The 23,286-nt window shown below is 54.1% G+C and carries 23 protein-coding genes; 10 read left to right on the top strand and 13 right to left on the bottom strand.

The window, feature by feature from the left end; genetic code table 11:
* Window positions 1-5: 5 nt before the first annotated feature.
* The 5 genes from LJN55_RS19280 (at window position 6) to hofC (ending at window position 4,647) form a co-directional block, all read left to right on the top strand.
* Window positions 6-404, top strand: a complete 399-nt coding sequence (locus LJN55_RS19280) for a tautomerase family protein (RefSeq protein ID WP_133842282.1) — start codon at window positions 6-8, stop codon at window positions 402-404.
* 80 nt (window positions 405-484) lie between these two features.
* Window positions 485-1,375, top strand: a complete 891-nt coding sequence (gene nadC, locus LJN55_RS19285; protein WP_133842283.1) for a carboxylating nicotinate-nucleotide diphosphorylase — start codon at window positions 485-487, stop codon at window positions 1,373-1,375.
* 242 nt (window positions 1,376-1,617) lie between these two features.
* The gene (gene ppdD, locus LJN55_RS19290) at window positions 1,618-2,061 is read left to right on the top strand and encodes a prepilin peptidase-dependent pilin (protein ID WP_159336888.1); all 444 of its coding nucleotides are present in this window, start codon (window positions 1,618-1,620) and stop codon (window positions 2,059-2,061) included.
* A complete protein-coding gene (gene gspE, locus LJN55_RS19295; protein ID WP_159336887.1) occupies window positions 2,058-3,455 on the top strand; it encodes a type II secretion system protein GspE in 1,398 nt (465 codons plus the stop codon). Before ppdD ends, gspE begins: the two co-directional genes overlap by 4 nt.
* Entirely contained in the window at window positions 3,448-4,647 is a 1,200-nt protein-coding gene (gene hofC / locus LJN55_RS19300; RefSeq protein ID WP_227535065.1) for a protein transport protein HofC, read from the top strand. The genes gspE and hofC overlap by 8 nt, the downstream gene beginning before the upstream one ends.
* 54 nt (window positions 4,648-4,701) lie before the next feature.
* Here the strand turns inward: hofC and LJN55_RS19305 are convergent, their stop codons facing one another.
* Window positions 4,702-5,742, bottom strand: a complete 1,041-nt coding sequence (locus LJN55_RS19305; protein ID WP_133842287.1) for a GMP reductase — start codon at window positions 5,740-5,742, stop codon at window positions 4,702-4,704.
* A 249-nt stretch (window positions 5,743-5,991) separates the two neighbouring features.
* Here LJN55_RS19305 and coaE point away from each other — a divergent pair, with 249 nt between their 5' ends.
* From coaE to yacG, 3 genes are read left to right on the top strand one after another with little or no spacing between them, the layout of a single operon-like run.
* Window positions 5,992-6,603, top strand: a complete 612-nt coding sequence (coaE, locus tag LJN55_RS19310) for a dephospho-CoA kinase (protein ID WP_133842288.1) — start codon at window positions 5,992-5,994, stop codon at window positions 6,601-6,603.
* Window positions 6,604-6,607: 4 nt separating this feature from the next.
* Complete coding sequence (zapD, locus tag LJN55_RS19315; protein WP_133842289.1) at window positions 6,608-7,351, top strand: cell division protein ZapD; 744 nt, start codon at window positions 6,608-6,610, stop codon at window positions 7,349-7,351.
* 10 nt (window positions 7,352-7,361) lie between these two features.
* Window positions 7,362-7,565: a DNA gyrase inhibitor YacG gene (yacG, locus tag LJN55_RS19320; RefSeq protein ID WP_133842290.1), complete on the top strand. Its 204-nt coding sequence runs from the start codon at window positions 7,362-7,364 to the stop codon at window positions 7,563-7,565.
* A 3-nt stretch (window positions 7,566-7,568) separates the two neighbouring features.
* Here yacG and mutT read toward each other — a convergent pair whose 3' ends face one another.
* Window positions 7,569-7,958, bottom strand: coding sequence for an 8-oxo-dGTP diphosphatase MutT (gene mutT / locus LJN55_RS19325; RefSeq protein WP_133842291.1), 390 nt, complete (start codon window positions 7,956-7,958; stop codon window positions 7,569-7,571).
* A gap of 208 nt (window positions 7,959-8,166) precedes the next feature.
* Between mutT and LJN55_RS19330 the strand changes: the two genes are divergently transcribed.
* Complete coding sequence (locus tag LJN55_RS19330; RefSeq protein WP_227535066.1) at window positions 8,167-8,958, top strand: prepilin peptidase; 792 nt, start codon at window positions 8,167-8,169, stop codon at window positions 8,956-8,958.
* 49 nt (window positions 8,959-9,007) lie between these two features.
* On the opposite strand, the gene secA is transcribed toward LJN55_RS19330, so the two are convergent.
* On the bottom strand, window positions 9,008-11,713 hold the full coding sequence (secA, locus tag LJN55_RS19335) for a preprotein translocase subunit SecA (RefSeq protein WP_167863366.1): 2,706 nt from the start codon (window positions 11,711-11,713) through the stop codon (window positions 9,008-9,010).
* 78 nt (window positions 11,714-11,791) lie between these two features.
* Entirely contained in the window at window positions 11,792-12,292 is a 501-nt protein-coding gene (gene secM / locus LJN55_RS19340; RefSeq protein ID WP_159336885.1) for a secA translation cis-regulator SecM, read from the bottom strand.
* 21 nt (window positions 12,293-12,313) lie between these two features.
* Here secM and LJN55_RS19345 point away from each other — a divergent pair, with 21 nt between their 5' ends.
* Complete coding sequence (locus LJN55_RS19345) at window positions 12,314-12,829, top strand: DUF721 domain-containing protein (protein ID WP_227535067.1); 516 nt, start codon at window positions 12,314-12,316, stop codon at window positions 12,827-12,829.
* 8 nt (window positions 12,830-12,837) lie between these two features.
* On the opposite strand, the gene lpxC is transcribed toward LJN55_RS19345, so the two are convergent.
* From lpxC to murD, 9 genes are all read right to left on the bottom strand, one after another.
* Window positions 12,838-13,755: a UDP-3-O-acyl-N-acetylglucosamine deacetylase gene (gene lpxC / locus LJN55_RS19350; protein WP_133842296.1), complete on the bottom strand. Its 918-nt coding sequence runs from the start codon at window positions 13,753-13,755 to the stop codon at window positions 12,838-12,840.
* A gap of 103 nt (window positions 13,756-13,858) precedes the next feature.
* Complete coding sequence (gene ftsZ / locus LJN55_RS19355; RefSeq protein ID WP_133842297.1) at window positions 13,859-15,013, bottom strand: cell division protein FtsZ; 1,155 nt, start codon at window positions 15,011-15,013, stop codon at window positions 13,859-13,861.
* Window positions 15,014-15,115: 102 nt separating this feature from the next.
* The gene (gene ftsA, locus LJN55_RS19360; protein ID WP_048914885.1) at window positions 15,116-16,372 is read right to left on the bottom strand and encodes a cell division protein FtsA; all 1,257 of its coding nucleotides are present in this window, start codon (window positions 16,370-16,372) and stop codon (window positions 15,116-15,118) included.
* The gene (gene ftsQ / locus LJN55_RS19365; protein ID WP_167863365.1) at window positions 16,369-17,226 is read right to left on the bottom strand and encodes a cell division protein FtsQ; all 858 of its coding nucleotides are present in this window, start codon (window positions 17,224-17,226) and stop codon (window positions 16,369-16,371) included. Before ftsQ ends, ftsA begins: the two co-directional genes overlap by 4 nt.
* A 1-nt stretch (window position 17,227) precedes the next feature.
* On the bottom strand, window positions 17,228-18,148 hold the full coding sequence (locus tag LJN55_RS19370) for a D-alanine--D-alanine ligase (protein ID WP_227535068.1): 921 nt from the start codon (window positions 18,146-18,148) through the stop codon (window positions 17,228-17,230).
* A complete protein-coding gene (gene murC / locus LJN55_RS19375) occupies window positions 18,141-19,616 on the bottom strand; it encodes a UDP-N-acetylmuramate--L-alanine ligase (protein ID WP_227535069.1) in 1,476 nt (491 codons plus the stop codon). Before murC ends, LJN55_RS19370 begins: the two co-directional genes overlap by 8 nt.
* An 81-nt stretch (window positions 19,617-19,697) precedes the next feature.
* Window positions 19,698-20,756, bottom strand: a complete 1,059-nt coding sequence (gene murG, locus LJN55_RS19380) for an undecaprenyldiphospho-muramoylpentapeptide beta-N-acetylglucosaminyltransferase (protein WP_200641650.1) — start codon at window positions 20,754-20,756, stop codon at window positions 19,698-19,700.
* Window positions 20,757-20,759: 3 nt separating this feature from the next.
* Window positions 20,760-21,968, bottom strand: coding sequence for a cell division protein FtsW (gene ftsW, locus LJN55_RS19385; RefSeq protein WP_133842302.1), 1,209 nt, complete (start codon window positions 21,966-21,968; stop codon window positions 20,760-20,762).
* Window positions 21,968-23,284, bottom strand: coding sequence for a UDP-N-acetylmuramoyl-L-alanine--D-glutamate ligase (murD, locus tag LJN55_RS19390; protein WP_227535070.1), 1,317 nt, complete (start codon window positions 23,282-23,284; stop codon window positions 21,968-21,970). The genes ftsW and murD overlap by 1 nt, the downstream gene beginning before the upstream one ends.
* Window positions 23,285-23,286 lie beyond the last annotated feature (2 nt).

Consider the following 23,286-nt stretch of genomic DNA (forward strand, 5'->3'; position numbering starts at 1 on the left):
CCGACATGCCTTTCAGCCGTATTGCCCTGCCCGCAGGCACAACGCCTGTTTTCCGTCAGGCGTTGTCTGAGATTCTGCACCGCACCCTGGTGGACTTCTTCGACGTCCCCACCGACGACTGTTTTCAGCTACTGGATGAATATGCGCCAGGCCAGCGCGTGTTCCCGCGCCACTATCTTGGCGGCCCACGCTCGGAGGGATTTATCTGGTTCCATATCACTGCCGGCCGGCCCCGCTCGACACAGCAAAAACATCAGTTCTATCATCATCTGGCACACCGATTGGCCTCTGAACTGTCGGTACGCCCGGAGGATGTGATGGTCACCCTGAGCTTTACGCAGCCAGAGGACTGGTCTTTTGCCAGCGGTAACGCCTTTCACTGGCCGGTGGAGAATGACGGATGATCACGTGGCGCTGGCTGGTATGGGTGCAGTAAACGCGCTAGCATGTCAGCCTCTGTTATCCGACCTTTCGGAGTTTGATCATGACCTCCCGCCGTTACGATCCGGACAGCCGCCGAGCTGAATTGATGGGCCGTATTGAAGATGATATTCCCCCTGGCGTTGCCCAGGCGCTGCGTGAAGATCTGGGCGGGGAAATCGATCCCTGTAAAGACATCACCGCCAGCCTGCTGTCTGCCGACACCCTGTCTCATGCGGTAGTCATCACGCGTGAACCCGGTGTTTTTTGTGGTAAACGCTGGGTAGAAGAGGTGTTTATCCAGTTGGGCGACAACGCGCAAGTGACCTGGCACGTTGAAGATGGTGATGCGATCACCGCCGATCAAATCCTGTTTGAAGTCACCGGCCCGGCGCCGTTGATCCTCACGGCTGAACGCACCGCGCTGAACTTTGTGCAGACGCTCTCGGGCGTGGCGACAGAAGTCAGCCGCTATGTTGCCCTGCTGGAAGGCACACGCACACAGTTGCTCGACACGCGTAAAACCCTGCCGGGGCTGCGCACTGCGCTGAAGTATGCCGTTCTGTGCGGCGGTGGAGCGAACCATCGCCTGGGTTTGTCCGATGCGTTTCTGATCAAAGAGAACCACATTATTGCCTGCGGCTCGATTGCCAAGGCGGTCGAGAAAGCCTCCTGGCTGCGCCCTGATGTACCGGTAGAAGTGGAAGTTGAATCGCTGGACGAGCTGGAACAGGCGTTGCAGGCCGGTGCTGACATCGTGATGCTGGACAACTTTACCGTTGAACAGATGCGTGCAGCCGTCACGTTGAGCGATGGCCGTGCACTGCTGGAAGTGTCGGGTAATGTGACGGATAAAACCCTGCGGACCTTTGCCGAAACTGGCGTGGACTATATTTCCGTAGGTGCTCTGACCAAACATGTGCGTGCCCTCGACCTGTCGATGCGCTTTCGCTAAAAGGTAACGACGCTTAAGAGATATCGCGTCAGACAATGTCCTCGTTGTACCCCAGGCCAGCCATACATGCTGGCCTTTTTTCTGCCTGCGTTTCGGTTTTGCGAGATGGCTTCCTGGTTACCCGCAACTCTCTGTAACGCCCAAAACTCTTTACGTCCCTCCTCTGAAAGCTGCCGTTTGCCGCTGGCTGACCGCACATCCCGGGTTTATGTTGCCAGCCTCAATACACAAGGAGGTTTACCATGAACTACCAAGAGGGCTTTACCCTGATCGAACTGATGATTGTCATCGCGATTATTGCGATTCTCAGCGCCATCGGCCTGCCCGCTTACCAGGGCTATCTGCAAAAAGCCGCACTCACCGATATGCTGCAAACGGCGATGCCGTATAAAACTGCCGTAGAGCTGTGCGCCATTGAACGCGGTGGCAGTGGAAACTGTAGCGCGGGGAGTAACGGGGTTCCGGCTGAACGGACCTCACGCTATGTTTCGGCACTGACCACCAATGCAGGAGTCATCACGCTTACCGGCCAGGAGAGCCTCAAAGGGCTGAGTGTGAAACTGAGCCCCCAGTGGAATAGCAATGATGGCCAGTTAAGCTGGCAGCGCAGTTGTAGCAGCACCAATAGCGGACTGAAGGACGCCTGTCAGGATGTATTCCGTTTTGATGAGGATGAGACGCCATGACAGTAGAGACACAGCGGGCGCTGGAGGCTATCTGCCACCGTTACCAAGCCGTAATTATTGAATGCAATCCGCAACGGCTTCACATTGCGCTGGCAGACTCACCCAGTCATGAAATGATGACTGAATTACGCTTCGCTACGCATAGCGCAATTAATGTCGAATGCTGGCCACAGGCAAGGCTGGAGCAGTTTTCCCGACAGACAATGACAACAGCCGCGCAAGAACCTGCCCCGGAAGAGCATAGCGGTACAGCGGTAGAAAAAGTGGATTATCTGCTGGCCCAGGCACTGCAAAAACGTGCCTCTGACCTGCATATCGAACCACAGGAAAACGGGTTACGTCTGCGCTTGCGCGTCGATGGCGTCATGCAACTGCTGCCGGCAACAGGCTGTGAAAATAGCGCAGCACTCATCGCACGACTTAAAATTCTTGCGGGCCTCGATATTGCGGAACGCCGCGTCCCACAGGACGGGCAGTTTTCACTGGCGCTGAACAATACGACGGAATCATTTCGCCTGTCGACGCTGCCCACCCGCTTTGGTGAAAAGGCGGTGGTGCGCCTGTTGCAAAGCGATACGCGGGCAATTGCACTGGAGAATATCGGTATGCCTGGCCCGCTTCTCAAGCGCTACCGTGATGCATTATCCCGCCCTCAGGGAATGATTCTGGTCACCGGCCCCACTGGAAGTGGAAAAACGTTCACGCTTTACAGTGGCCTCAGTTGGCTAAATGTCGCCACACGTAATCTTTGCAGCGTGGAAGATCCGGTGGAGATCCCCCTGGCAGGCGTGAACCAAACCCAGATTCATGCCCGATCCGGGCTCGATTTTCATCGCGTATTACGCGCCCTGCTGCGCCAGGATCCCGATGTCATTATGATCGGTGAGATCCGCGATGGAGAAACCGCTGAGATCGCCGTTAAAGCCGCTCAAACTGGACATCTGGTGCTATCGACTCTGCATACTAACTCCACTACTGAAACGCTGGTACGTCTGGGGCAAATGGGGGTGCCAGGCTATCTGCTGGCCTCTGCGCTCAAACTGGTGATTGCTCAACGTCTGGTTCGCAGGCTGTGCAAACACTGCCGCCAGCCCGCAGAAGCAACGGCCCATTTTCCGCCTCATATCTGGCCGGGTACCGTGCAGAACTGGCGTGCGGTGGGTTGTGAACACTGTTTTTCTGGTTTCTATGGGCGTCTGCCACTGTTTGAGCTACTCCCCATCACTGCGCGGCTGCAAAATGCGCTGGCAAAATCGGCACGCCCGGAAGAGCTGGCAGATATTGCACGTCAACAAGGACTGAACTCACTGTTTGTTGAGGGGCTTCACTGCGTGAATCGTGGCGATACCACTCTGGAAGAGTTAACCCGTGTAGCGGGTGGTAGTGATGAATAAACGAACACTTTTCCGCTGGCAGTCGATTGACGACGACGGGCAGTTACATCAGGGAAGCAGTTTTGCCACCAGCGCCGGGCAGATTATTGAGGATCTTGCGGCTGTTCATCAGCTCCCGTTAAAGATCGCCCGTGGCCGCAGCTATGCTCCGCGTCACTGGCAGTGGCAACAGAAGAACGCATTTGTCCGCCAGTTGGCAACGTTACTGAAAGCGGGAATTCCCCTGACGGGCAGTTTACAGCTGCTGGGCGAAGATCACCCTGAACCCGGCTGGCAGGCGCTGTTGTTGCGGCTTCAGCAGAGCATTTCCGCCGGAGAACCTTTCTCGCAGGCGCTGGCTGCATGGCCGGATGTTTTCCCACCGCTGTTTCCGGCACTGGTGCACATTGGCGAACTGACAGGGGAGCTGGATGAGTGCTGCCAGCAACTGGCAAGCCAGCAAGAACGGCAGCAACAGTTACAGCTGAAAGTGAAAAAAGCACTACGCTACCCATTCTTTATTCTGGCGGTCGCCCTGCTGGTCAGCATCGGTATGCTGGTATTTGTGTTACCGGAGTTCGTCGAAATTTACCACACCTTCAACGCGCCACTCCCCGCCTTTACCTCCGCGGTCATTGCATTTTCTAAGCTACTACAGCAACAGGCACTGATATTTATGGTGTTTATTGTGAGTATCGGTGTTTTTTGGAACGTTCAGCGCAGGACATCCCAAGCCTGGCAGCGGCGAGAACAGCGTCTGTTACTCAGATTGCCGCTGATTGCCACGCTGTATCAGGGCAGTCTGTTGACCCAGATATTTACCACGCTCTCCATGACTCAGCGTGCCGGGCTGACTCTGCTGCAAAGCCTTCAGGCGGTTGAGAAAACGCTTTCGCCCCTACTCTGGCGTGAGGCCATCATGCAGTTACAGCAACATATCGCTGCCGGTAATCCGCTGCATCAGGCGCTGAAGTCGCATACGTTGTTCACCCCACTGTGTTATCAGTTGGTCAAGGTGGGCGAAGAGTCAGGGTCACTGGATACGTTACTGGAAAGACTGGCAAGCTGGCATGAACAACAGACCCATCAGTTGGCAGACCAGTTGGCCGCCGCACTAGAGCCATTAATGATGGTGGTCATTGGGGGAATTGTGGGCACGCTGGTGGTGGCGATGTATCTGCCCGTGTTCCGGTTAGGGGATGCGCTCGGCTAAAAACCATGTCCCCGCCCGGTTGGGCGGGAGCACTTGTGGCGTTAAAGGCTATTCTTATCGGTTAAAAATGCGGTTTTCCTGCTCATTAACACGAATAAACGTCGTGCGCTTGGTCAGTTCTTTCAAGCGCTCAGCGCCCACATAAGTACAAGCTGAACGCAGGCCGCCGAGAATATCGCGTGCGGTAAACTCAACAGGCCCACGAAGCGGCAATTTAACGGTTTTTCCTTCAGCTGCACGGTATTGCGCAACACCGCCTACATGACGCTTCATGGCCGACTCTGAACTCATGCCGTAGAACAGCATAAACTGTTCGCCGTTCTCTTCGACCAGCGTCCCTTCACATTCATCATGGGCCGCCAGCATACCGCCAAGCATGACAAAATCGGCTCCGCCACCGAAAGCTTTTGCAACATCGCCAGGCACCGAACAACCACCATCACTCACGATTTGGCCGCCCAATCCATGCGCCGCATCGGCACACTCAATAACGGCAGACAGCTGCGGGTAGCCAACCCCCGTTTTCACTCGGGTAGTACAAACAGAACCCGGGCCGATACCGACTTTCACAATATCTGCCCCGGAAAGGATCAGTTCCTCGACCATTTCGCCCGTCACGACGTTGCCGGCGCAGATGGTTTTCCCCGGACAGGCTTCGCGTGCCCGCCGCAGGAAAGCCACAAAGTGCTCAGAGTAGCCATTAGCCACATCGATACAGATAAAATTGAGTGCCGGTGATAACGCCAGGATTTGTTGTAACTTCAGGAAATCTGCCTCAGACGTGCCGGTCGACACCATGACATGCTGAAGCACCGCAGGCGTGGAACGCTCAACAAATGCCCGCCACTGCTCAACGCTGTAATGCTTATGCACTGCGGTGAGGATATCGAATGAGGCCAGTGCTTGTGCCATGCTGAAAGTACCGACGGTATCCATATTCGCGGCAATGATCGGTACGCCTGACCAGGCAATACCTGAATGCTTGAAGGTAAACTGACGCTCCAGCTCAACCTGAGAACGGCTTTGCAGCGTTGAACGCTTTGGCCGGATAAGAACATCTTTGAAGCCTAACTTAATATCTTCTTCGATACGCATAACAGATTTCCTGGTTGATGGCGTTGGTGCAATAACGCACTCTGCGGGCAACACTTTTGGTCATAAGCAAATTGCCCGCTCCAGTGACGCTATCATACGCGCTAAAAACGCGCCGACAAGACTGCGAAATTTGATTTATTTAGGCTACAATTCGAGAAATTTACCTGTGAATTTGTCTTGTGATCTGTGCCTCAAATTTGCCTTCAACGCGCAAATTCCAGTACGACAAGGCAGAGAGAATCAAGACCTATGCGCTATACCGTAGCGCTGACCGGTGGTATCGGCAGCGGAAAAAGTACCATTGCGAATGCCTTTGCCTCACTGGGCGTTGATATTGTCGATGCGGATATTATCGCACGTCAGGTGGTGGAAAAGGGCCAGCCCGCGCTAGCCGCTATTCACGCCCGATTTGGCGACGATGTGCTGCACCCGGATGGCTCGTTAAACCGGCCGGCATTACGCCAGAAAATTTTCAGCTCTCCAGCGGAAAAACGCTGGATTGATAATTTGTTACATCCTCTTATCCATGCAGAAACCCGACAGCAGCTAGCATTAACCCAGTCACTATGGTGTCTGTGGGTGGTTCCTCTACTGGTGGAGAATAATTTGCAGCATCTGGCTGACCGGGTACTGGTGGTCGATGTAGACCGTGAAACGCAACTGGCCCGGACCATGAGCCGTGATAACATTAGCCGTGAACAGGCTGAGAATATTCTTGCTGCACAGGCAACACGCGAAGCGCGTCTGGCAGTAGCGGATGATATTATTGATAACTGCGGGTCGCTTGAGACGGTGACAGCGCACGTTGCCGAACTCAACCAGCGTTATCTGGCGCTGGCTGCGACACGCTATCGGGATTAACAGTATGAGTACAATGGTTCTATTTGAGCACCCTCTGAATGAGAAAATGCGCACCTGGCTGCGTATCGAATTTTTACTAAAACAGCTGACTGCCAGCCAGAAAATCACCGACCATTTGGGTGCCCTGACCTTTTTCCGTAATGCTGCCGAACTCCTGGACGTCTTTGAGCGCGGCGAGCTTCGTACAGATATCCTGAAAGAACTTGAACGTCAGCAGCAGAAACTGCTGGGCTGGGCGGAAGTGCCTGGCGTAGATATGGCGCGTATTAACACACTGCGCAGCGATCTTAAAAGTTTCGGTGCTACGTTGATGTCCGCCCCCCGCATGGGCCAGATTTTACGCGAAGAACGGCTGATAGCCCTGGTGCGTCAGCGCCTGAGCATTCCAGGAGGCTGCTGTAGCTTTGATCTGCCTACGCTACATATCTGGCTTCATATTGAACAGCACCTGCGTGACCAGCAGGTGACCACCTGGATGGCATCGCTCGTACCGATACAACAGGCGCTGACAATGATCCTCGATCTGATTCGCCAGTCAGGGATATTCCGTAATCACACCAGCCTGAATGGTTTCTTCCAGGATAATGCGGAAGGAGCTGACCTGTTGCGTATGCAACTCCGGTTGGATGATGCGTTATATCCTCAGATTTCTGGCCATAAAAGCCGTTATGCCATCCGTTTTCTGCCACTGGACAGCGAACGTGGTGAAGTTCCTGCCCGCTTCGATTTCGAGCTGGCCTGTTGTTAAGGTAAGTGTAATGAATGATGTAACCGTAGTGAACTGCCCGACCTGTAGTAAACAGGTTATCTGGGATGAACTCAGTACCTGGAGGCCATTCTGCAGCAAGCGCTGTCAGTTAATTGACCTGGGTGAATGGGCCGCTGAAGAGAAACGTATTCCCAGCAGCGGTGACCAGACTGACAGCGATGACTGGAGTGAGCAGCCATTTGATCGCGATTAATGATTAAGCGCTGGCTTTCAGTCGCGCAACAATCTCAACGTTTGCGGGGGGGAATGCCTCCGCATCCAGTTCGCTCTGCCTGACCCAGCGCTGTGGCTGCCCTTCACGCCCCCACGGCTCGCCATTCCAGCGATCGACAATGAAAAAGTGCAGCGTAACGCGCAAATCGTCATAGGTGTGATCGACAGTATCGTACGCCGTGGCATTCACCACCTCGATGCCGGTTTCCTCCAGCAACTCACGTTTCAGCGCCTGTTCGGGGCTTTCACCCTCTTCCATTTTCCCCCCAGGAAACTCCCAGCGGTTGGCCATATAGGAGTCTGCGGAGCGTTGCGCTAAAAAAATTTCTCCATCTTTACGAATAATGCCAACGGCCACTTGCAGGTGCTTCATGTTTTCCTCACTTCACTGGCTGACTTATTTTTCCCGCCACTATTCCAGCGTTGCCCCCCAATGACAAGTTGTTATGCGGGTAAGATCGGAAAGATCGAGCCTCGCCGCATGGCTGAAATGTAACATGGTGCAAATGCATTCAGCCCTGCCTTCACCCGGTATCCGGCGCTATAGTGCGCAGCATCATGGATGAGAGAGGGAGAAAATAATGCTGCAATTTGCGACGGAATCAGTATGGATTTACTGGGCATTGCTGGTGATGTCTGGACTGTGTGCAGGCAGTCTGCTGAATGTGGTGGTTTTCAGGCTTCCGCTGATGATACAGCGAAACGACCCTCACCGGTTCAACCTGGGATTTCCACGCTCTTATTGCCCACACTGTCAGATAACACTGACGATGGGCGATAACATTCCTCTGTTTAGCTGGCTGTGGCTGCGCGGGCGCTGTAGAGGATGCCAGGAGACCATTTCCTGGCGTTACCCCGCCATCGAAAGTCTGTCACTGCTGATCACATTACTGGTCGCCTGCCTCCTGCCTGCAGGACTGTTGCTGTTGGCCGCTCTGCTGCTGAGTTGGCTATTACTGGCGCTGGCGATCATCGACAGTATGCATTTTTTATTACCGGACAGCCTGACGCTTGCTTTGTTATGGGTAGGTCTGCTGTGCCATCTTGCCGGAGTGATGCCATCAGTGTCTCTGGAACAGGGGATTGCCGGCGCCGTGCTAGGTTATGGGTTATTTTGGCTACTCGCGTGGTGTTATCAGATCGTGCGTGGTGAAGAAGGTCTGGGAAAGGGGGATGCGAAATTACTGGCTGCCGGAGGGGCATGGTTGGGCTGGCAAACCCTTCCGCCATTACTACTACTGGCTTCATCTCTGGGTATCACTGTTTTCATGCTGGCGCGTCTGGTGGTTAAGCGCTCACTGTCGGCACGACTGCCCTTTGGCCCGGCGCTGGCAGCGGCGATCTGGATACTGTTCCTTTGGCAAAACACATAAAAAAAGGGCCGAAAAATTTCCGGCCCCTGGTGTTATCGTTCGCGGCTGACTACGCCAGGCGACCGTGACACTGCTTGTATTTTTTACCTGAGCCGCACGGGCACAGGTCATTGCGCCCCACTTTGCGTTCGCCGGTCTGTTCAGACAGAGACTGTGCCGCTTCGGTATCGGCATCCACATGGCTTAACTGCTGTTGCTGTGCCAGGCGCTCAGATTCCAGGCGACGCTGTTCTTCCATCTGTTCAACTTCTTCCGGCATACGCACCTGAACCTTGCTCAGGGTGCTGATCACTTCATACTTCAGTGATTCCAGCATTGCCGCAAACATTGCGAAGGACTCACGCTTATATTCCTGCTTCGGATCTTTCTGCGCGTAGCCGCGCAGATGGATGCCCTGACGCAGGTAGTCCATTGCTGCCAGGTGTTCTTTCCACAGGGAATCCAGCGTTTGCAGCATCACGCCTTTCTCGAAGTTGCGCATCATTTCAACGCCAACCACTTCTTCTTTACGCTGATACTGCTCTTTCGCCTGCTCCATGATGCGGTCACGCAGCGTCTCTTCATGCAATTCCGGCTCTTTATCCAGCCATTCCTGAATCGGCAGATTGAGGTCGAAATCGTTGCTCAGGCGCTCCTGCAAACCAGCAACATCCCACATCTCTTCCAGAGACTGCGGCGGTATGTAGCTATCAATGGTGCTTTTAAACACATCCTCACGAATACTGGCAATGGTTTCTGACACGTCAGACACATCAAGCAGTTCATTACGCTGTGTATAGATAGCACGGCGCTGATCGCTGGCAACGTCATCGTATTCCAGCAGCTGCTTACGGATATCGAAGTTACGGCTTTCTACTTTACGCTGAGCGTTGGCAATGGCTTTGGTCACCCATGGGTGCTCAATCGCTTCGCCAGGCTTCATACCCAGTTTACGCATCATATTGGTGACGCGGTCTGAGGCGAAGATACGCATCAGGGCATCTTCCATTGACAGGTAGAAGCGGGAAGAACCCTGGTCACCCTGACGGCCTGAACGGCCGCGCAGCTGGTTATCAATACGGCGTGATTCATGACGCTCAGTACCGATGATATGCAGACCGCCGGAGGCCAGCACAGCATCATGGCGAATTTTCCACGCGCTTTTGATTGCCTCAATTTGTTCAGCCGTTGGTTCTTCGATGGCAGCAATCTCTGACTGCCAGCTACCGCCCAGCACGATGTCAGTACCACGACCCGCCATGTTGGTTGCAATGGTAACCGCTGCTGGCTGGCCCGCCTGAGAGACGATATCCGCTTCGCGTGCGTGGAACTTGGCGTTCAGCACTTCGTGCTTGATGCCCGCTTTGGTCAGCTCATTAGACACCACTTCCGATTTCTCAATCGAAATGGTCCCGACCAGCACTGGCTGGCCGTTAGCGGTGCGCTCGCGGATGTCTTCGATGATCGCGCCGATCTTCTCCATTTCAGTCATATAGACCAGATCCGGCAGATCCTTACGAACCATTGGGCGGTTGGTTGGCACCACAATGGTATCCAGCTTGTAGATAGAGCTGAACTCAAACGCTTCAGTGTCGGCAGTACCGGTCATTCCGGCCAGTTTGTTATACAGACGGAAATAGTTCTGGAAGGTAATTGAAGCCAGCGTCTGGTTTTCGTTCTGGATTTCCACGCCTTCTTTAGCTTCAACGGCCTGATGCAAACCATCAGACCAGCGACGGCCCTGCATGGTACGGCCGGTGTGTTCATCGACGATGATCACTTCGCCATCTTTAACGATGTAGTCAACGTCACGGGTAAACAGCACGTGGGCGCGCAGTGCAGCGGTCACGTGGTGCATCATCATGATGTTACCTGGCGAGTAGAGAGACTCTCCCTCAGCCATAATCCCTTCACTGACCATCAATTCTTCAACGGCCACCAGGCCGCGTTCGGTCAGGTGAACCTGACGCGATTTTTCATCAACAGAGAAATGGCCTTCCCCCTGGAAGCTGTCAGAATCTTCTTTTTCCTGACGGATCAGGTTAGGAATGATTTTATTGACCTTGATATACAGCTCAGAGCTGTCTTCAGCAGGGCCGGAGATAATCAACGGTGTACGTGCTTCATCAATCAGGATGGAGTCAACTTCATCCACCAGCGCATAGTTCAGCTTACGCTGTACACGGTCTTCCGGGCTGAATGCCATGTTGTCGCGCAGGTAGTCAAAACCGTATTCGTTGTTAGTGCCGTAGGTAATATCAGCAGCATAAGCGGCACGTTTTGCTGGAGCGGGCATACCTGGCAAGTTGATGCCGATGCTCAGACCGAGGAACTCAAACAGAGGACGGTTGTTTTCCGCATCACGCTGGGCAAGGTAGTCGTTGACGGTCACCACGTGAACACCCTTACCGCTCAACGCGTTAAGGTAGGCTGGCAGCGTTGCGGTCAGGGTTTTACCTTCACCGGTACGCATTTCCGCGATGCAGCGATCGTTCAGCACCATACCGCCAAGCAGCTGTACGTCGAAGTGACGCATGGCAAACACACGCTTACTGGCTTCACGTACGGTTGCAAAGGCTTCAGGGATCAGGCTATCCAGCTCTTCGCCTTTTTCCAGACGCGCACGGAACTCGACGGTTTTCGCTTTCAGCTCGTCGTCAGACAGCTTCTCGAAATCCGGTTCCATCTTGTTGATCTGTTCTACAGATTTACGCATACGGCGCAGTGTACGGTCGTTGCTGCTACCAAAAACTTTGGTTAATAATTTGATTAACATAATAAATAATTTCTCTCAGCCATCATTGTTCATGATGGGCACTTAACGTTTGATTTTAAACAGACTGTTTTTTATGAATTAAGAGATGAGAACGGGTCCGGCACGAATGCCCTGAACCTGAGCCAGCCAGAGGCCGGTTTGATGACGGGGTGCAGCTTCGACCTGACGTTGGGCTGTATAGCGAATAATGACCGGCGGTTTGGCTTCGTGAGTCAGCAGCGCGTTGAGCGTATCCAGCAGCGCCAGTTTATGCGCTTCGTGGGGCTGTTCGGCAACCGCTGCGGGTGACACCGATGGTGTCAGCGTAAACGACAGATGACGGATGACCGTGCGGATAGCATGCTGATGCCAGTAGTCTACGCTGAATGATGGGCGTCGAGCACTTTCGAGCAATGCCAGGCTGTCAAAGCGTGCGGCGGTGCCAATATTCAGGCTTCGTGACGAGGTTTCTGCTAAGGTAGTACGCTCGTGCGCTGACGCTTGAGGCAGCCCAAGACTCGCCGCGACCATCCCCAAAAGGAGATGCGGCCAGAAATAGCGTCTGCCAAATTGTCGCCAACGATTAAGAATACCGATCACTGTGTTCCGCCGGAGCTTGCTATGCGAGATAGTCGCCCACAATCAATTGAAAGTTTTTTCGATATGGCCCAGGACCAGAGCGTGCTGCAAAACGTGCAGCAACGTGCCATTGCCCTGAACAAATTGAATCGCGCAGTGCAGGGTGTCATCCCCGCTCAACTGCATCCCTGGTGCCGTGTGGCAAACTTCCGTCAGGGGATTCTGGTCATCGAAACGGCTAATGCCAGCTGGTTGATGCGCTTACGCTATGAACAATCCAGTCTGCTGTCAGCTTTACGTGCGCAAATATTACCATCATTGACGTCAATCGACATCAGGATAAATCCTTCGCTGGCGGCAAAAGGTCAGGAATCTGTACAAGAAATAAGCAATCAGGCAAAGGACGCAGAAAAACCGCCGTTACGACAGATTAGTGAGCACAGTGCAGAAATGTTGCGAAGTGTCGCGAGCCAGAGCCCGGAAAAACTGAAGAGAATATTAGAACGACTGGCCTCGCTGGCCGGAGAGGGTACCAGCTCAACCAGTCGTAATAAGTAAGTTCAGGCTTACGCCAGAACCAGATTTGGTGCCTTGAATTTCACCGGGAGTGCAGCTTCGTCTTCAAACGTTGCCCATTCCCAGGCTTCCTGTTTCGCCAGAACAGCCTGTAACAGCTTGTTGTTTAGCGCATGGCCAGACTTGAATGCGGTAAACGCACCAATAATGTTATGGCCACACATGTACAGGTCACCGATCGCATCCAGCATTTTGTGACGGACGAATTCGTCTTCAAAGCGCAGACCATCTTCGTTCAATACGCGGTAATCATCCACCACGATTGCACAGTCAAAACTGCCGCCAAGGCACAGGCCACGGGACTGTAATGCTTCGATGTCGCGCATAAAGCCAAACGTACGAGCACGGCTGATCTGACGCGCAAAGGCTTCTGCAGAGAAGTCCATGCGGTAGCGCTGTGAACTGGAGTCAATTGCCGGGTGGTTAAAATCAATGGTGAAATCCAGTGAGAAACCGTTGTGCGGCGAAAGCTCAGCCCACTTGTCGCCATCTTCAACCCGGACAGGCTGCTTGATGCGAACAAATTTCTTGGCGCTGTTCAGTTCTTCAATACCCGCGTCCATCAGCAGATAGATAAAGGGTGCGGCGCTGCCATCCATAATAGGAATTTCAGGCGCGTTCACTTCCACCACGATATTATCAATGCCAAGTCCCGCAAGGGCTGCATTCAGATGTTCGACCGTTGAAATACGTACGTCATGCTCATTAACCAGGCAAGTACAGAGCATGGTATCACGCACGGATTTGGCATCAGCCGGGAAATCAACCGGTGGATTCAAGTCAGTGCGACGATAGATGACCCCGGTATTAGCCGGCGCAGGGCGTAACGTCAGCGTGACTTTCTTGCCGGTGTGTAAACCGACGCCAGTCGTCTGAACAATACGTTTTAATGTCCGTTGTTTGATCATCGTATTATCTCGCAAAAATTAGTCATCCGACCGTCAGTTTACTTCACTGACGGGCAAACACTTTAACACAAAGAGCGAAGAATCCCAATTTCTCAGGTTATTCTTAGTCTGCCTGCTTACGCAGGAAGGCCGGAATATCCAGATAATCAGGCTCTTTGTTCGTCTGTGCACCCGGATCATTAACCACTTTCGCAGCAGGTTTTTGTTCCTGCGGCAGCGGGGCCATTCCGTGCTGCTGATAACGGTTGTCCATCAGCGGCTGAGTCGGCTGTTTGCTGGTCACCAGGGTAATTTCTGGACGTTTGTCCATGCCGATACCGGTTGCCACCACGGTGACGCGCAGTTCGTCATTCATTTCTGGATCGAGCGATGTACCGATAACAACGGTGGCATTATCAGAAGCGAAAGCACGGATAGTGTTACCCACGGTTTCGAACTCATCCAGACGCAGGTCAAAGCCTGCAGTGATGTTAACCAGCACACCACGTGCGCCTGACAGGTCGATATCTTCCAGCAGTGGGCTTGAGATCGCCATTTCAGCGGCTTCTTCAGCACGGTCTTCGCCACACGCCACGCCTGAACCCATCATCGCGTAGCCCATTTCGGACATCACGGTGCGCACGTCAGCAAAGTCGACGTTCATCAGGCCCGGACGGGTAATCAGTTCTGCGATACCCTGCACTGCACCTTTCAGCACGTCGTTAGCCGCACCGAATGCGTCCAGCAGAGAGATACCACGACCCAGTACTTTCAGCAGCTTGTCGTTTGGAATGGTGATCAGTGAGTCGACGTGCTTCGACAGCTCGGCAATCCCCTGCTCGGCAAACGCCATGCGCTTCTTCCCTTCAAAATTGAAGGGTTTAGTCACTACAGCAACGGTCAGAATGCCGAGTTCTTTAGCCACTTCCGCCACAACCGGCGCAGCACCTGTACCGGTACCACCACCCATACCTGCGGCGATGAACACCATGTCTGCACCTTCCAGTGCCTGACGCAGTGCTTCACGATCTTCTTCTGCAGAGTTACGGCCCACTTCCGGGTTTGCACCCGCACCCAGGCCTTTAGTAATGCCATTACCAATCTGAATGGTCTGGCCTACTGCCGTTTTGCGCAGTGCCTGTGCATCGGTATTTACCGCGAAGAACTCAACGCCTTCAATACGCTCACGCACCATATGCTCAACAGCGTTACCGCCGCCGCCGCCGACGCCGATGACTTTAATCACCGCGTCGTTGGTTAATTCCATAGGTTCAAACATAATTTCTCTCCGTTATGTGCCTGTTCGCCTGGAGATCACCAATAAGTCTATACCTGCAACGTAAAAATTGCTTAGGTACAGCATGATCCCCTTTGGTAAAAATTAAAACTCTTTTCTCAGCCAGCTGTTGATTTTCTTGAACCAATTACCCACTGAGGCTCTTTTTTCTACTTCTGCCTCACCGTTAAGGTGAGATTCTTTTCCGTAGTGCAGTAAGCCAACCGCTGTTGAGTAGTACGGCTCCTGCGCGTAATCCGTTAACCCCGTGATATTCAACGGCTGTCCGATGCGCACCTGCGTGTGGAATACACGCTGGGCGCAAGCCGCCAATCCTTCAATCTGTGCTGCGCCACCCGTCAGTACGATACCGGCCGCGAGGTGATGTTTAACGCCCTGCTGGCGTAACTGCTCCTGCAATTGCAGGATTTCGTCGTTCACCAGATTCAGCAGCTCGGTGTAACGCGGTTCAATAACCTCTGCCAGCGTCTGACGTTGCAGGCTGCGTGGAGGACGGCCACCCACACTGGGGACTTCCACATTTTCGTCTTTGCCGACAATGGAACCCAGTGCACAGCCGTGGCGAACTTTAATCGCTTCAGCATCTGTCGGCGGCGTGCCGAAGGCGTAGGCGATATCGCTGGTGACCACGTTACCCGCGTACGGGATCACTTTGGTATGGCGCAGCGCGCCACCGGTATACACAGCGATATCCATTGTGCCGCCACCCACGTCAACCACGCAGACGCCCAGCTCGCGTTCATCTTCAGTCAATACGGCAAAGCTGGAGGCCAGCCCGGCGAAAATTAACTGATCCACTTTCAGGCCACAGCGTTCTACCGCTTTGACGATGTTCTTCGCCATATCATTGTGACAGGTGATCAGATGCACTTTCGCCTGCATGCGCACCCCGGATAATCCGACCGGGTTTTTGATCCCTTCCTGATAGTCGATCGCATATTCTTGCGGAATAACATGGAGGATGCGGTGTTCATCACGAACACGGACGGATTTTGCGGTGTGTACCACATTCTCCACATCTTCCTGTGTCACTTCCTCTTCGGAAATAGGAACCATCCCTATTTCGTTCTGACAACTGATATGTTTGCCCGATAATGCAAGGTAAACAGACGAAATCTGGCAATCAGCCATCAGTTCGGCTTGGTCGATAGCACGCTGAACGCATTTGACTACCGATTCCAGGTCATTGACCCCGCCTTTATCCATCCCACGAGACGGGCAGCTGCCCACCCCGATAATATTCACCATGCCATCAGGCAGAACTTCCCCTACCAGGGCGGCCACCTTCGCGGTGCCTATCTCGAGTCCAACTACCAGTTTTCTGTCCGTCGACTTGATCATTGTTGTTTAGCCTGTGCCTGTGCCTGAGTTTGTTGCTGTTGCTGATTACTGTCAGCGGCCACGATAGGTGCTGGTGCCCATCCTACTGCTGCGCCAGAGTCGTAACGCAGATCAACGTAGGTAATAAGCTTGTTATCCAACTGAGCCTGCTGTTGCAGGGTGGGGTATAACTCGATAAAGCGTTGCAGCCGCTTCATGTCTTCGTTTCGCCCCAGCTCAAGCCGGATATCATTCTCTAGCACCAACTGCCATGAACGCCGTGCGGTCATGGATGCCGCTTTCAATTTCAATTTACTGGCCGCCAGAACATCACTCATCTGGTGGAAGCCGGTTAACACTTCGGACTCGCTGCCTTCAGGGCCATACAACATTGGCATCACTTCTTTGCCGAGATGACTGGCTGGAACGCTAAACGATTTACCCTCTGCATCAACCATATGCACATCATTCCAGCGTGCAACCGGGACATACTCAACCAGATGAATTTTTAATTCGTCCGGCCACTGCTTACGTACGCTCACCTGCTGAATCCACGGCAAGCGTTCAATCTGTTGCTGAATAACATCCACATCCTGCGACATAAATGTGCCGGGTTCACCCAGCGACAAAATCGCCTGGCGGATGTCATCGTTCGTGGTGTAATGCGTCTGACCGGTGACCACCAGCTTCGACAACGGAAGCCTGGAGGCATCGTTCATCCACTTCAACACCACAAAACCACCAGCCAGCATCACACCCATGACCATCAGCAGGAAAACGATCCCAGCAAGGCGCGAACCGTTGCTGCGCCCGGTACCGGGGCGTGCTTTTTCTTGCGCTTCACGGTTGCGGACATTCAGAGCAGCCTGAGACATATCAGTCGGCCAGTTCCAGAATGCGCGTCACCAGCTGTGAAAAGCTCATGCCAGCCTGTTTGGCCGCCATCGGAACCAGACTGTGGCTGGTCATTCCCGGGGAAGTATTGACTTCGAGCAGATAGAAACGCCCGTCGCCACCCATCATCACATCAACACGGCCCCAGCCGCTGCAACCCAGTGCACGCCATGCCGCGATCACCAGTTCACTTAATTCCGCTTCCTGCTCCGCACTCAGCCCAGATGGGCAGAAGTACTGAGTATCGTCAGAAATGTATTTTGCTTCATAGTCATAGAACTCACTGGCGGTCTGAATACGGATAGAAGGTAAGATTTCTTCACCAATCACGCCCACTGTATACTCCGGCCCGCTAAGAAATGCTTCAACCAGCACTTCATCGTCATGACGGAAAGCTTCATCCAGTGCCGCAGGGAATTGCCAGGCTTCATTCACCCGCGAAATACCTACGCTCGACCCTTCACGGCTTGGTTTAACGAACAGCGGCAGGCCAAGCGCATCGATGCTTGCCAGTTCCTCAGGCGTCAGCCCCTCATCCATCTGCTTACGCGTCAGGGCAACAAACGGCGAAACCGGTAAACCGCAGCCCTGCCACAGATACTTACTGCGCAGTTTGTCCATGGTGATGGCCGAAGCCATAACGCCACTGCCGGTGTAGGGAATGTTGAGAAACTCCAGCACGCCCTGCAATGTCCCATCTTCACCGCCACGGCCATGCAGGGCGATAAAGGCTTTATCAAAGCCCTGTTCTTTCAGTTGTAAAACAGGCACATCGCGAATATCTACAGGATGTGCATCAATGCCTGCTTCCTGCAAACCTTTCAGTACCGCAGCGCCAGATAACAGCGATACGTCACGTTCTGCGGAGGTTCCACCCAGCAATACCGCTATTTTCTCAGCCATGATGTTCCTCATTAATCGTCTGCAGTTGTAACTTTTGCTCGGACAAGGTGCGGGCAATACGTCCAACGTTACCGGCACCCTGAACCAGAATCAGATCGTTGCCGGACAGTTTTGGCAACAGCATTTCCAATACCGCATCGTGGTCTGAGACCAGGATAGGGTCAACCTTGCCGCGACCACGAATAGTACGGCACAGGGAGCGACTGTCTGCCCCGGGAATCGGCGACTCACCAGCAGCATAGACATCCAGCATCAACAACACATCAACTTGCGACAAAACATTAGCAAAATCATCATATAAATCGCGGGTACGGGTATACCGGTGCGGCTGGAAGATCATCACCAGATTTTTATCCGGCCATCCTGCACGTGCTGCTTTAATCGTGACGTCCACTTCCGTTGGATGATGGCCATAATCATCCACCAGCATCGCGGTACCGCTCTGCCCCTTGGTGTCAGTCACCGGATACTCACCGAGGAAGTCAAAGCGACGTCCGGTGCCCTGGAAGCTCTCCAGCGCACTGAGGATATCTTCATCCTCAATGTTCTCTTCCGTCGCTACCGCCACCGCGGCTGCTGCATTCAGCGCATTGTGGCGACCTGGTGCATTCAGCGTAACGTGCATCAGCGGTTTATCATGGCGCACCAGAGTAAAGTGCCCACGCGCCCCGCGCTGTTCGTAGTTCTCAACGCGCACATCAGCGTCATCGCTAAAGCCGTAGGTGGTAATCTGGCGGCCAACGCGTGGGATCAAATCGCGGATCACCGCATCATCCACACACAGCACTGCACGCCCATAAAACGGCAAATTATGCAGAAAGTTAATAAACGTCTGCTTTAAATTTTCGAAGTCGCCCTGGTAAGTATCCATATGATCGGCTTCGATATTTGTCACAATCGCCACCATCGGCTGCAAATGCAGGAATGATGCATCGCTCTCATCGGCTTCTGCAATCAGGTAGCGGCTGCTGCCAAGGCGCGCATGCGTCCCTGCCGCTTTCACCAGCCCACCGTTAACAAACGTCGGGTCGAGGCCGCCTTCAGCGTAAATGCTCGACACCATCGCGGTGGTGGTCGTTTTGCCATGCGTACCCGCAACCGCAATGCCATGGCGGAAGCGCATCAGTTCAGCCAGCATTTCCGCACGGCGGATCACTGGGATGCGGGCTTCACGTGCAGCAACCACTTCCGGGTTGTCCTGCGATACCGCGGTAGACACCACCACGACGCTGGCATCACTGACGTTTTCCGAGCGATGGTTAAAGTAAATGGTCGCCCCCAGCGCGCTCAGATGCTGCGTCACCGCATTCGGTGCCAGGTCTGACCCACTGATTTCATATCCTTCGTTCGCTAACACTTCGGCAATACCACCCATGCCAGCACCACCGATGCCAACAAAGTGAATGTGCCGGACGCGACGCATCTCGGGCACGATCGAACGCAGTTTTGCCAGTTGCTGTGTATTCATCTCTTACCTGTGTTGCTGCGGGCCAGGCATGCCTGGCCCCTACTATTCTCAATCAGGTCGGGTATGCCCGACCCCTGGAAATTATTTTGCCGCTTTGCTGACTTCAGCTGCGACACGCTCAGTTGCATCCGGGATCGCCACCGCACGCGCTTTTTCAGCCATCTGCAATAACGTTGCGCGATCCCAACGAGCCAGAGTGGCAGCCACTATCTCGGCGGTAAATTCCGGCTGCTCATAAATTTTGGCGGCTCCGGCTTGCTCAAGCGGCAGAGCATTCCAGTACTGCTGACGATCTTTGTGCTGGAATGGCACGAAGATCGCCGGTAAACCTGCTGCAGCCACTTCACTGACGGTCAGCGCACCGGAACGACACACCACCACATCGGCCCAGGCATAGGCACTGGCCATATCGTCGATAAATTCCGACACCCGATGTTGCGTCTGGTTCACACGAGCATAATGTTGATTGACCGCCTCGAGTGCCCCTTTACCCACCTGATGCCACAAACTGATGTCATCGCCCAGCAACTCTGCCACCTGAGGCATCGTCTGGTTAAGCACGCGCGCCCCCTGACTGCCGCCAATGACCAGTATGCGGGTCGGGCCTTCGCGTCCGGCTAAACGTACCGCCGGTAATGGCAGAGCCAGCACATCGGTCCGCACCGGGTTACCCACCACTTCCGCTTTGGGAAAAGCGCCGGGAAAGGCCTGCATTACGGTAGTAGCAATCTTTGCCAGCCATTTGTTGGTTAAGCCGGCAATGCCGTTCTGTTCGTGCAGTACCACCGGGATGCCACAGCTCCAGGCCGCCAGGCCGCCGGGACCAGAAACATAACCGCCCATCCCCAGCACGACATCCGGCTTCCAGGCTTTCATAATTGCCCGCGCCTGGCGCCAGGCATTGAAGATACGCAATGGCGCAGCCAGCAACGCTTTAATCCCCTTGCCACGCAGTCCGCTAATGCGGATAAAATCAATGTCGATACCATGCTTCGGCACTAAGTCCGCTTCCATTCGGTCAGCGGTACCCAGCCAGCGCACCTGCCAGCCCTGCGCCATCAGATGGTGTGCGACCGCCAGCCCGGGAAAAACATGCCCGCCAGTACCGCCTGCCATCACCATCAGTCGCTTTCCACTCATCGACTACCCTCTGCTAAACGCCTGCGCTTTCGCCAGGCGCGTTTCATAATCTATGCGTAATAAAAATACGATAGCGGTCGACATAATAATCAGACTCGATCCACCGTAACTGATCAGCGGCAACGTCAGACCTTTGGTCGGTAACATGCCCGCTGCGGCCCCAACGTTTACCAACGCCTGGAAGCTAAACCAGACACCGATAGAACACGCCAGAAAGCCCGAAAAACGCTGATCGAGCTCTAAAGCACGACGTCCGATGGACATCGCGCGAAAAGCGACGAAGAATACCATTAACAGGGCTAAAACCACACCGATATAACCCAGTTCTTCACCGATAATCGAGAAGATAAAATCGGTGTGTGCTTCAGGTAAATACTCCAGTTTTTGCACAGAATTACCTAATCCCTGCCCCCAGAATTCGCCTCGGCCAAAGGCCATCAACGATTGGGTTAACTGGTAACCACTGCCAAAGGGATCTTCCCAGGGATTCCAGAAGGAGGTCACACGACGCATTCGGTAAGGTTCAGCAACAATCAGCAAACACACAGCAAAAATGCCGGAGCCGATAATCGCCAGGAATTGCCACAGTTTCGCCCCCGCCAGGAATAACATGGCCAGCGTAGTAACAAACAGCACGACCACCGTGCCAAGGTCAGGCTGGGCCAGCAGTAACACAGCCAGCACCACCATCACACCCATTGGCTTACAGAAGCCCCAGAAGTTATTACGTACTTCTTCTACCTTGCGCACCAGGTAGCTGGCGAGGTAACAGAACAGCGTCAGCTTCGATAATTCTGCAGGCTGAATACGCAGTGGCCCAAGAGCGATCCAGCGCGAAGCCCCGTTGACCGAGCTCCCCACCACCAGCACGATCAACAGCATCAGCACGGAGGCCAGCAGCATGATATTGCTGTAACGCTGCCAGAAATCCATCGGGATGCGCAGGGTGACAAGCGACATCCCCAGCGCCAGCGCAATGTAGAAGGCATCACGCTTGGCAAAATAGAACGGGTCGTCAGACAAGCGCTGCCCTACCGGCATCGATGCGGACGTCACCATCACGAAACCAATAATCGCCAGGCCGAAGGTCAGCCACAGCAGGGTACGGTCATACAACACGATAGAGTTGGTATCGCTTTCACGCGATCCCATCACCCAGGATTTCAGGCGTTCGGAGAGGCCACCGGCCAGGCTCAGACCCGGTACACGCATCAGTTTGCCTCCCGCGCCAGTTGAGCAAAGGCGTCACCACGCTGCTCAAAGTTCTTAAACTGGTCCAGGCTGGCGCAGGCGGGAGAGAGCAGCACCAGATCACCCGGCTGAACCTGGTCGGCAATCTGTTGCATCGCTTCAGCCATCGTTTCCGTCTGCACTGAAATCTCCGGACGCAAGGCGGCCAGCGCTGCACCATCACGGCCAAAGCAGTAAGTACGGATACGGTCGCCCTGCAAATAGCGGCTCAGCGAGCTGAAATCCGCCGATTTGCCATCACCGCCCAGCAGCAACCACAACGTTCCCTTCACCTGTAAACCATTCAGCGCAGCTTCTGTGCTGCCGACATTGGTGGCCTTGGAGTCATTAATCCAGCGTACGCCATTGTGTTCATGCACCAGCTGGAAGCGGTGTGGTAGGCCTCCAAAGGTGGTTAATGCTTTCAGGCTGGTGGCTCGCGGCAGGCCCACGGCATCGGCCAGCGCCAGTGCCGCCAGGGCATTGGTATAATTGTGCTGACCGACGAGGTGCATTTCGTCGGTGTTTAAGACTTTCTCGCCTTTCACGCGCAGCCAGACACTGCCCTGCTGGCGATTAAGATGATAATCGCCCACATCAGCACCAAAGCTGACACAGCGTTTATCCGCTCCGCGGACTGGCATGGTCATCGCATCGTCAGCGTTCACCACGCAGACGGCGGCATTTTCATAAATACGTAGCTTAGCGGCGCGATACTGCTGCATTCCCAGCGGATAGCGATCCATATGATCTTCAGTGACGTTGAGGATCGTGGCCGCTGCCGCCCGAAGGCTGACGGTGGTCTCCAGCTGGAAGCTGGAGAGCTCAAGCACATACAGCTGCGCGGGGTTGTCCAGCAGCATCAGCGCTGGCAAACCAATATTGCCGCCGACACCCACCTGCCAGCCCGCCGCTTTCGCCATTTCTCCCACCAGCGTGGTGACGGTGCTTTTCCCATTGGAACCGGTGATAGCCACAATCGGTGCCTGCGCTTCACGGCAGAACAGCTCGATATCGCCAACGATTTCCACCCCCGCATCGGCGGCATCCATCAGCGAAGGATGGCTCAGCGCCATACCCGGGCTGGCAACAATCAGATCGGCACTTTGCAGCCAGTCATCATTTAACGAACCCAACCAGCGCTCGACGTTTTCCGGCAGCTTTTCCAACCCCGGTGGCACGACACGGGTATCCATCACGCGTGGCGTTACGCCGCGTGAGACAAAGAAATCAACACAGGAGAGGCCCGTCAGACCCAACCCGATAATGACCACTTTTTTACCCTGATAGTCAGCCATAA

The sequence above is a fragment of the Erwinia rhapontici genome (assembly GCF_020683125.1).
Lineage (GTDB): Bacteria > Pseudomonadota > Gammaproteobacteria > Enterobacterales > Enterobacteriaceae > Erwinia > Erwinia rhapontici.

What these genes read in the sequence shown, in the direction of transcription:
- LJN55_RS19280 (WP_133842282.1), top strand. Translation starts at nt 6, where the DNA reads ATGCCTTTCAGCCGTATTGCCCTGCCCGCAGGCACAACGCCTGTTTTC.
- nadC (WP_133842283.1), top strand. Translation starts at nt 485, where the DNA reads ATGACCTCCCGCCGTTACGATCCGGACAGCCGCCGAGCTGAATTGATG.
- ppdD (WP_159336888.1), top strand. Translation starts at nt 1,618, where the DNA reads ATGAACTACCAAGAGGGCTTTACCCTGATCGAACTGATGATTGTCATC.
- gspE (WP_159336887.1), top strand. Translation starts at nt 2,058, where the DNA reads ATGACAGTAGAGACACAGCGGGCGCTGGAGGCTATCTGCCACCGTTAC.
- hofC (WP_227535065.1), top strand. Translation starts at nt 3,448, where the DNA reads ATGAATAAACGAACACTTTTCCGCTGGCAGTCGATTGACGACGACGGG.
- LJN55_RS19305 (WP_133842287.1), bottom strand. Translation starts at nt 5,742, where the DNA reads ATGCGTATCGAAGAAGATATTAAGTTAGGCTTCAAAGATGTTCTTATC.
- coaE (WP_133842288.1), top strand. Translation starts at nt 5,992, where the DNA reads ATGCGCTATACCGTAGCGCTGACCGGTGGTATCGGCAGCGGAAAAAGT.
- zapD (WP_133842289.1), top strand. Translation starts at nt 6,608, where the DNA reads ATGAGTACAATGGTTCTATTTGAGCACCCTCTGAATGAGAAAATGCGC.
- yacG (WP_133842290.1), top strand. Translation starts at nt 7,362, where the DNA reads ATGAATGATGTAACCGTAGTGAACTGCCCGACCTGTAGTAAACAGGTT.
- mutT (WP_133842291.1), bottom strand. Translation starts at nt 7,958, where the DNA reads ATGAAGCACCTGCAAGTGGCCGTTGGCATTATTCGTAAAGATGGAGAA.
- LJN55_RS19330 (WP_227535066.1), top strand. Translation starts at nt 8,167, where the DNA reads ATGCTGCAATTTGCGACGGAATCAGTATGGATTTACTGGGCATTGCTG.
- secA (WP_167863366.1), bottom strand. Translation starts at nt 11,713, where the DNA reads ATGTTAATCAAATTATTAACCAAAGTTTTTGGTAGCAGCAACGACCGT.
- LJN55_RS19345 (WP_227535067.1), top strand. Translation starts at nt 12,314, where the DNA reads ATGCGAGATAGTCGCCCACAATCAATTGAAAGTTTTTTCGATATGGCC.
- lpxC (WP_133842296.1), bottom strand. Translation starts at nt 13,755, where the DNA reads ATGATCAAACAACGGACATTAAAACGTATTGTTCAGACGACTGGCGTC.
- ftsZ (WP_133842297.1), bottom strand. Translation starts at nt 15,013, where the DNA reads ATGTTTGAACCTATGGAATTAACCAACGACGCGGTGATTAAAGTCATC.
- ftsA (WP_048914885.1), bottom strand. Translation starts at nt 16,372, where the DNA reads ATGATCAAGTCGACGGACAGAAAACTGGTAGTTGGACTCGAGATAGGC.
- ftsQ (WP_167863365.1), bottom strand. Translation starts at nt 17,226, where the DNA reads ATGTCTCAGGCTGCTCTGAATGTCCGCAACCGTGAAGCGCAAGAAAAA.
- LJN55_RS19370 (WP_227535068.1), bottom strand. Translation starts at nt 18,148, where the DNA reads ATGGCTGAGAAAATAGCGGTATTGCTGGGTGGAACCTCCGCAGAACGT.
- murC (WP_227535069.1), bottom strand. Translation starts at nt 19,616, where the DNA reads ATGAATACACAGCAACTGGCAAAACTGCGTTCGATCGTGCCCGAGATG.
- murG (WP_200641650.1), bottom strand. Translation starts at nt 20,756, where the DNA reads ATGAGTGGAAAGCGACTGATGGTGATGGCAGGCGGTACTGGCGGGCAT.
- ftsW (WP_133842302.1), bottom strand. Translation starts at nt 21,968, where the DNA reads ATGCGTGTACCGGGTCTGAGCCTGGCCGGTGGCCTCTCCGAACGCCTG.
- murD (WP_227535070.1), bottom strand. Translation starts at nt 23,284, where the DNA reads ATGGCTGACTATCAGGGTAAAAAAGTGGTCATTATCGGGTTGGGTCTG.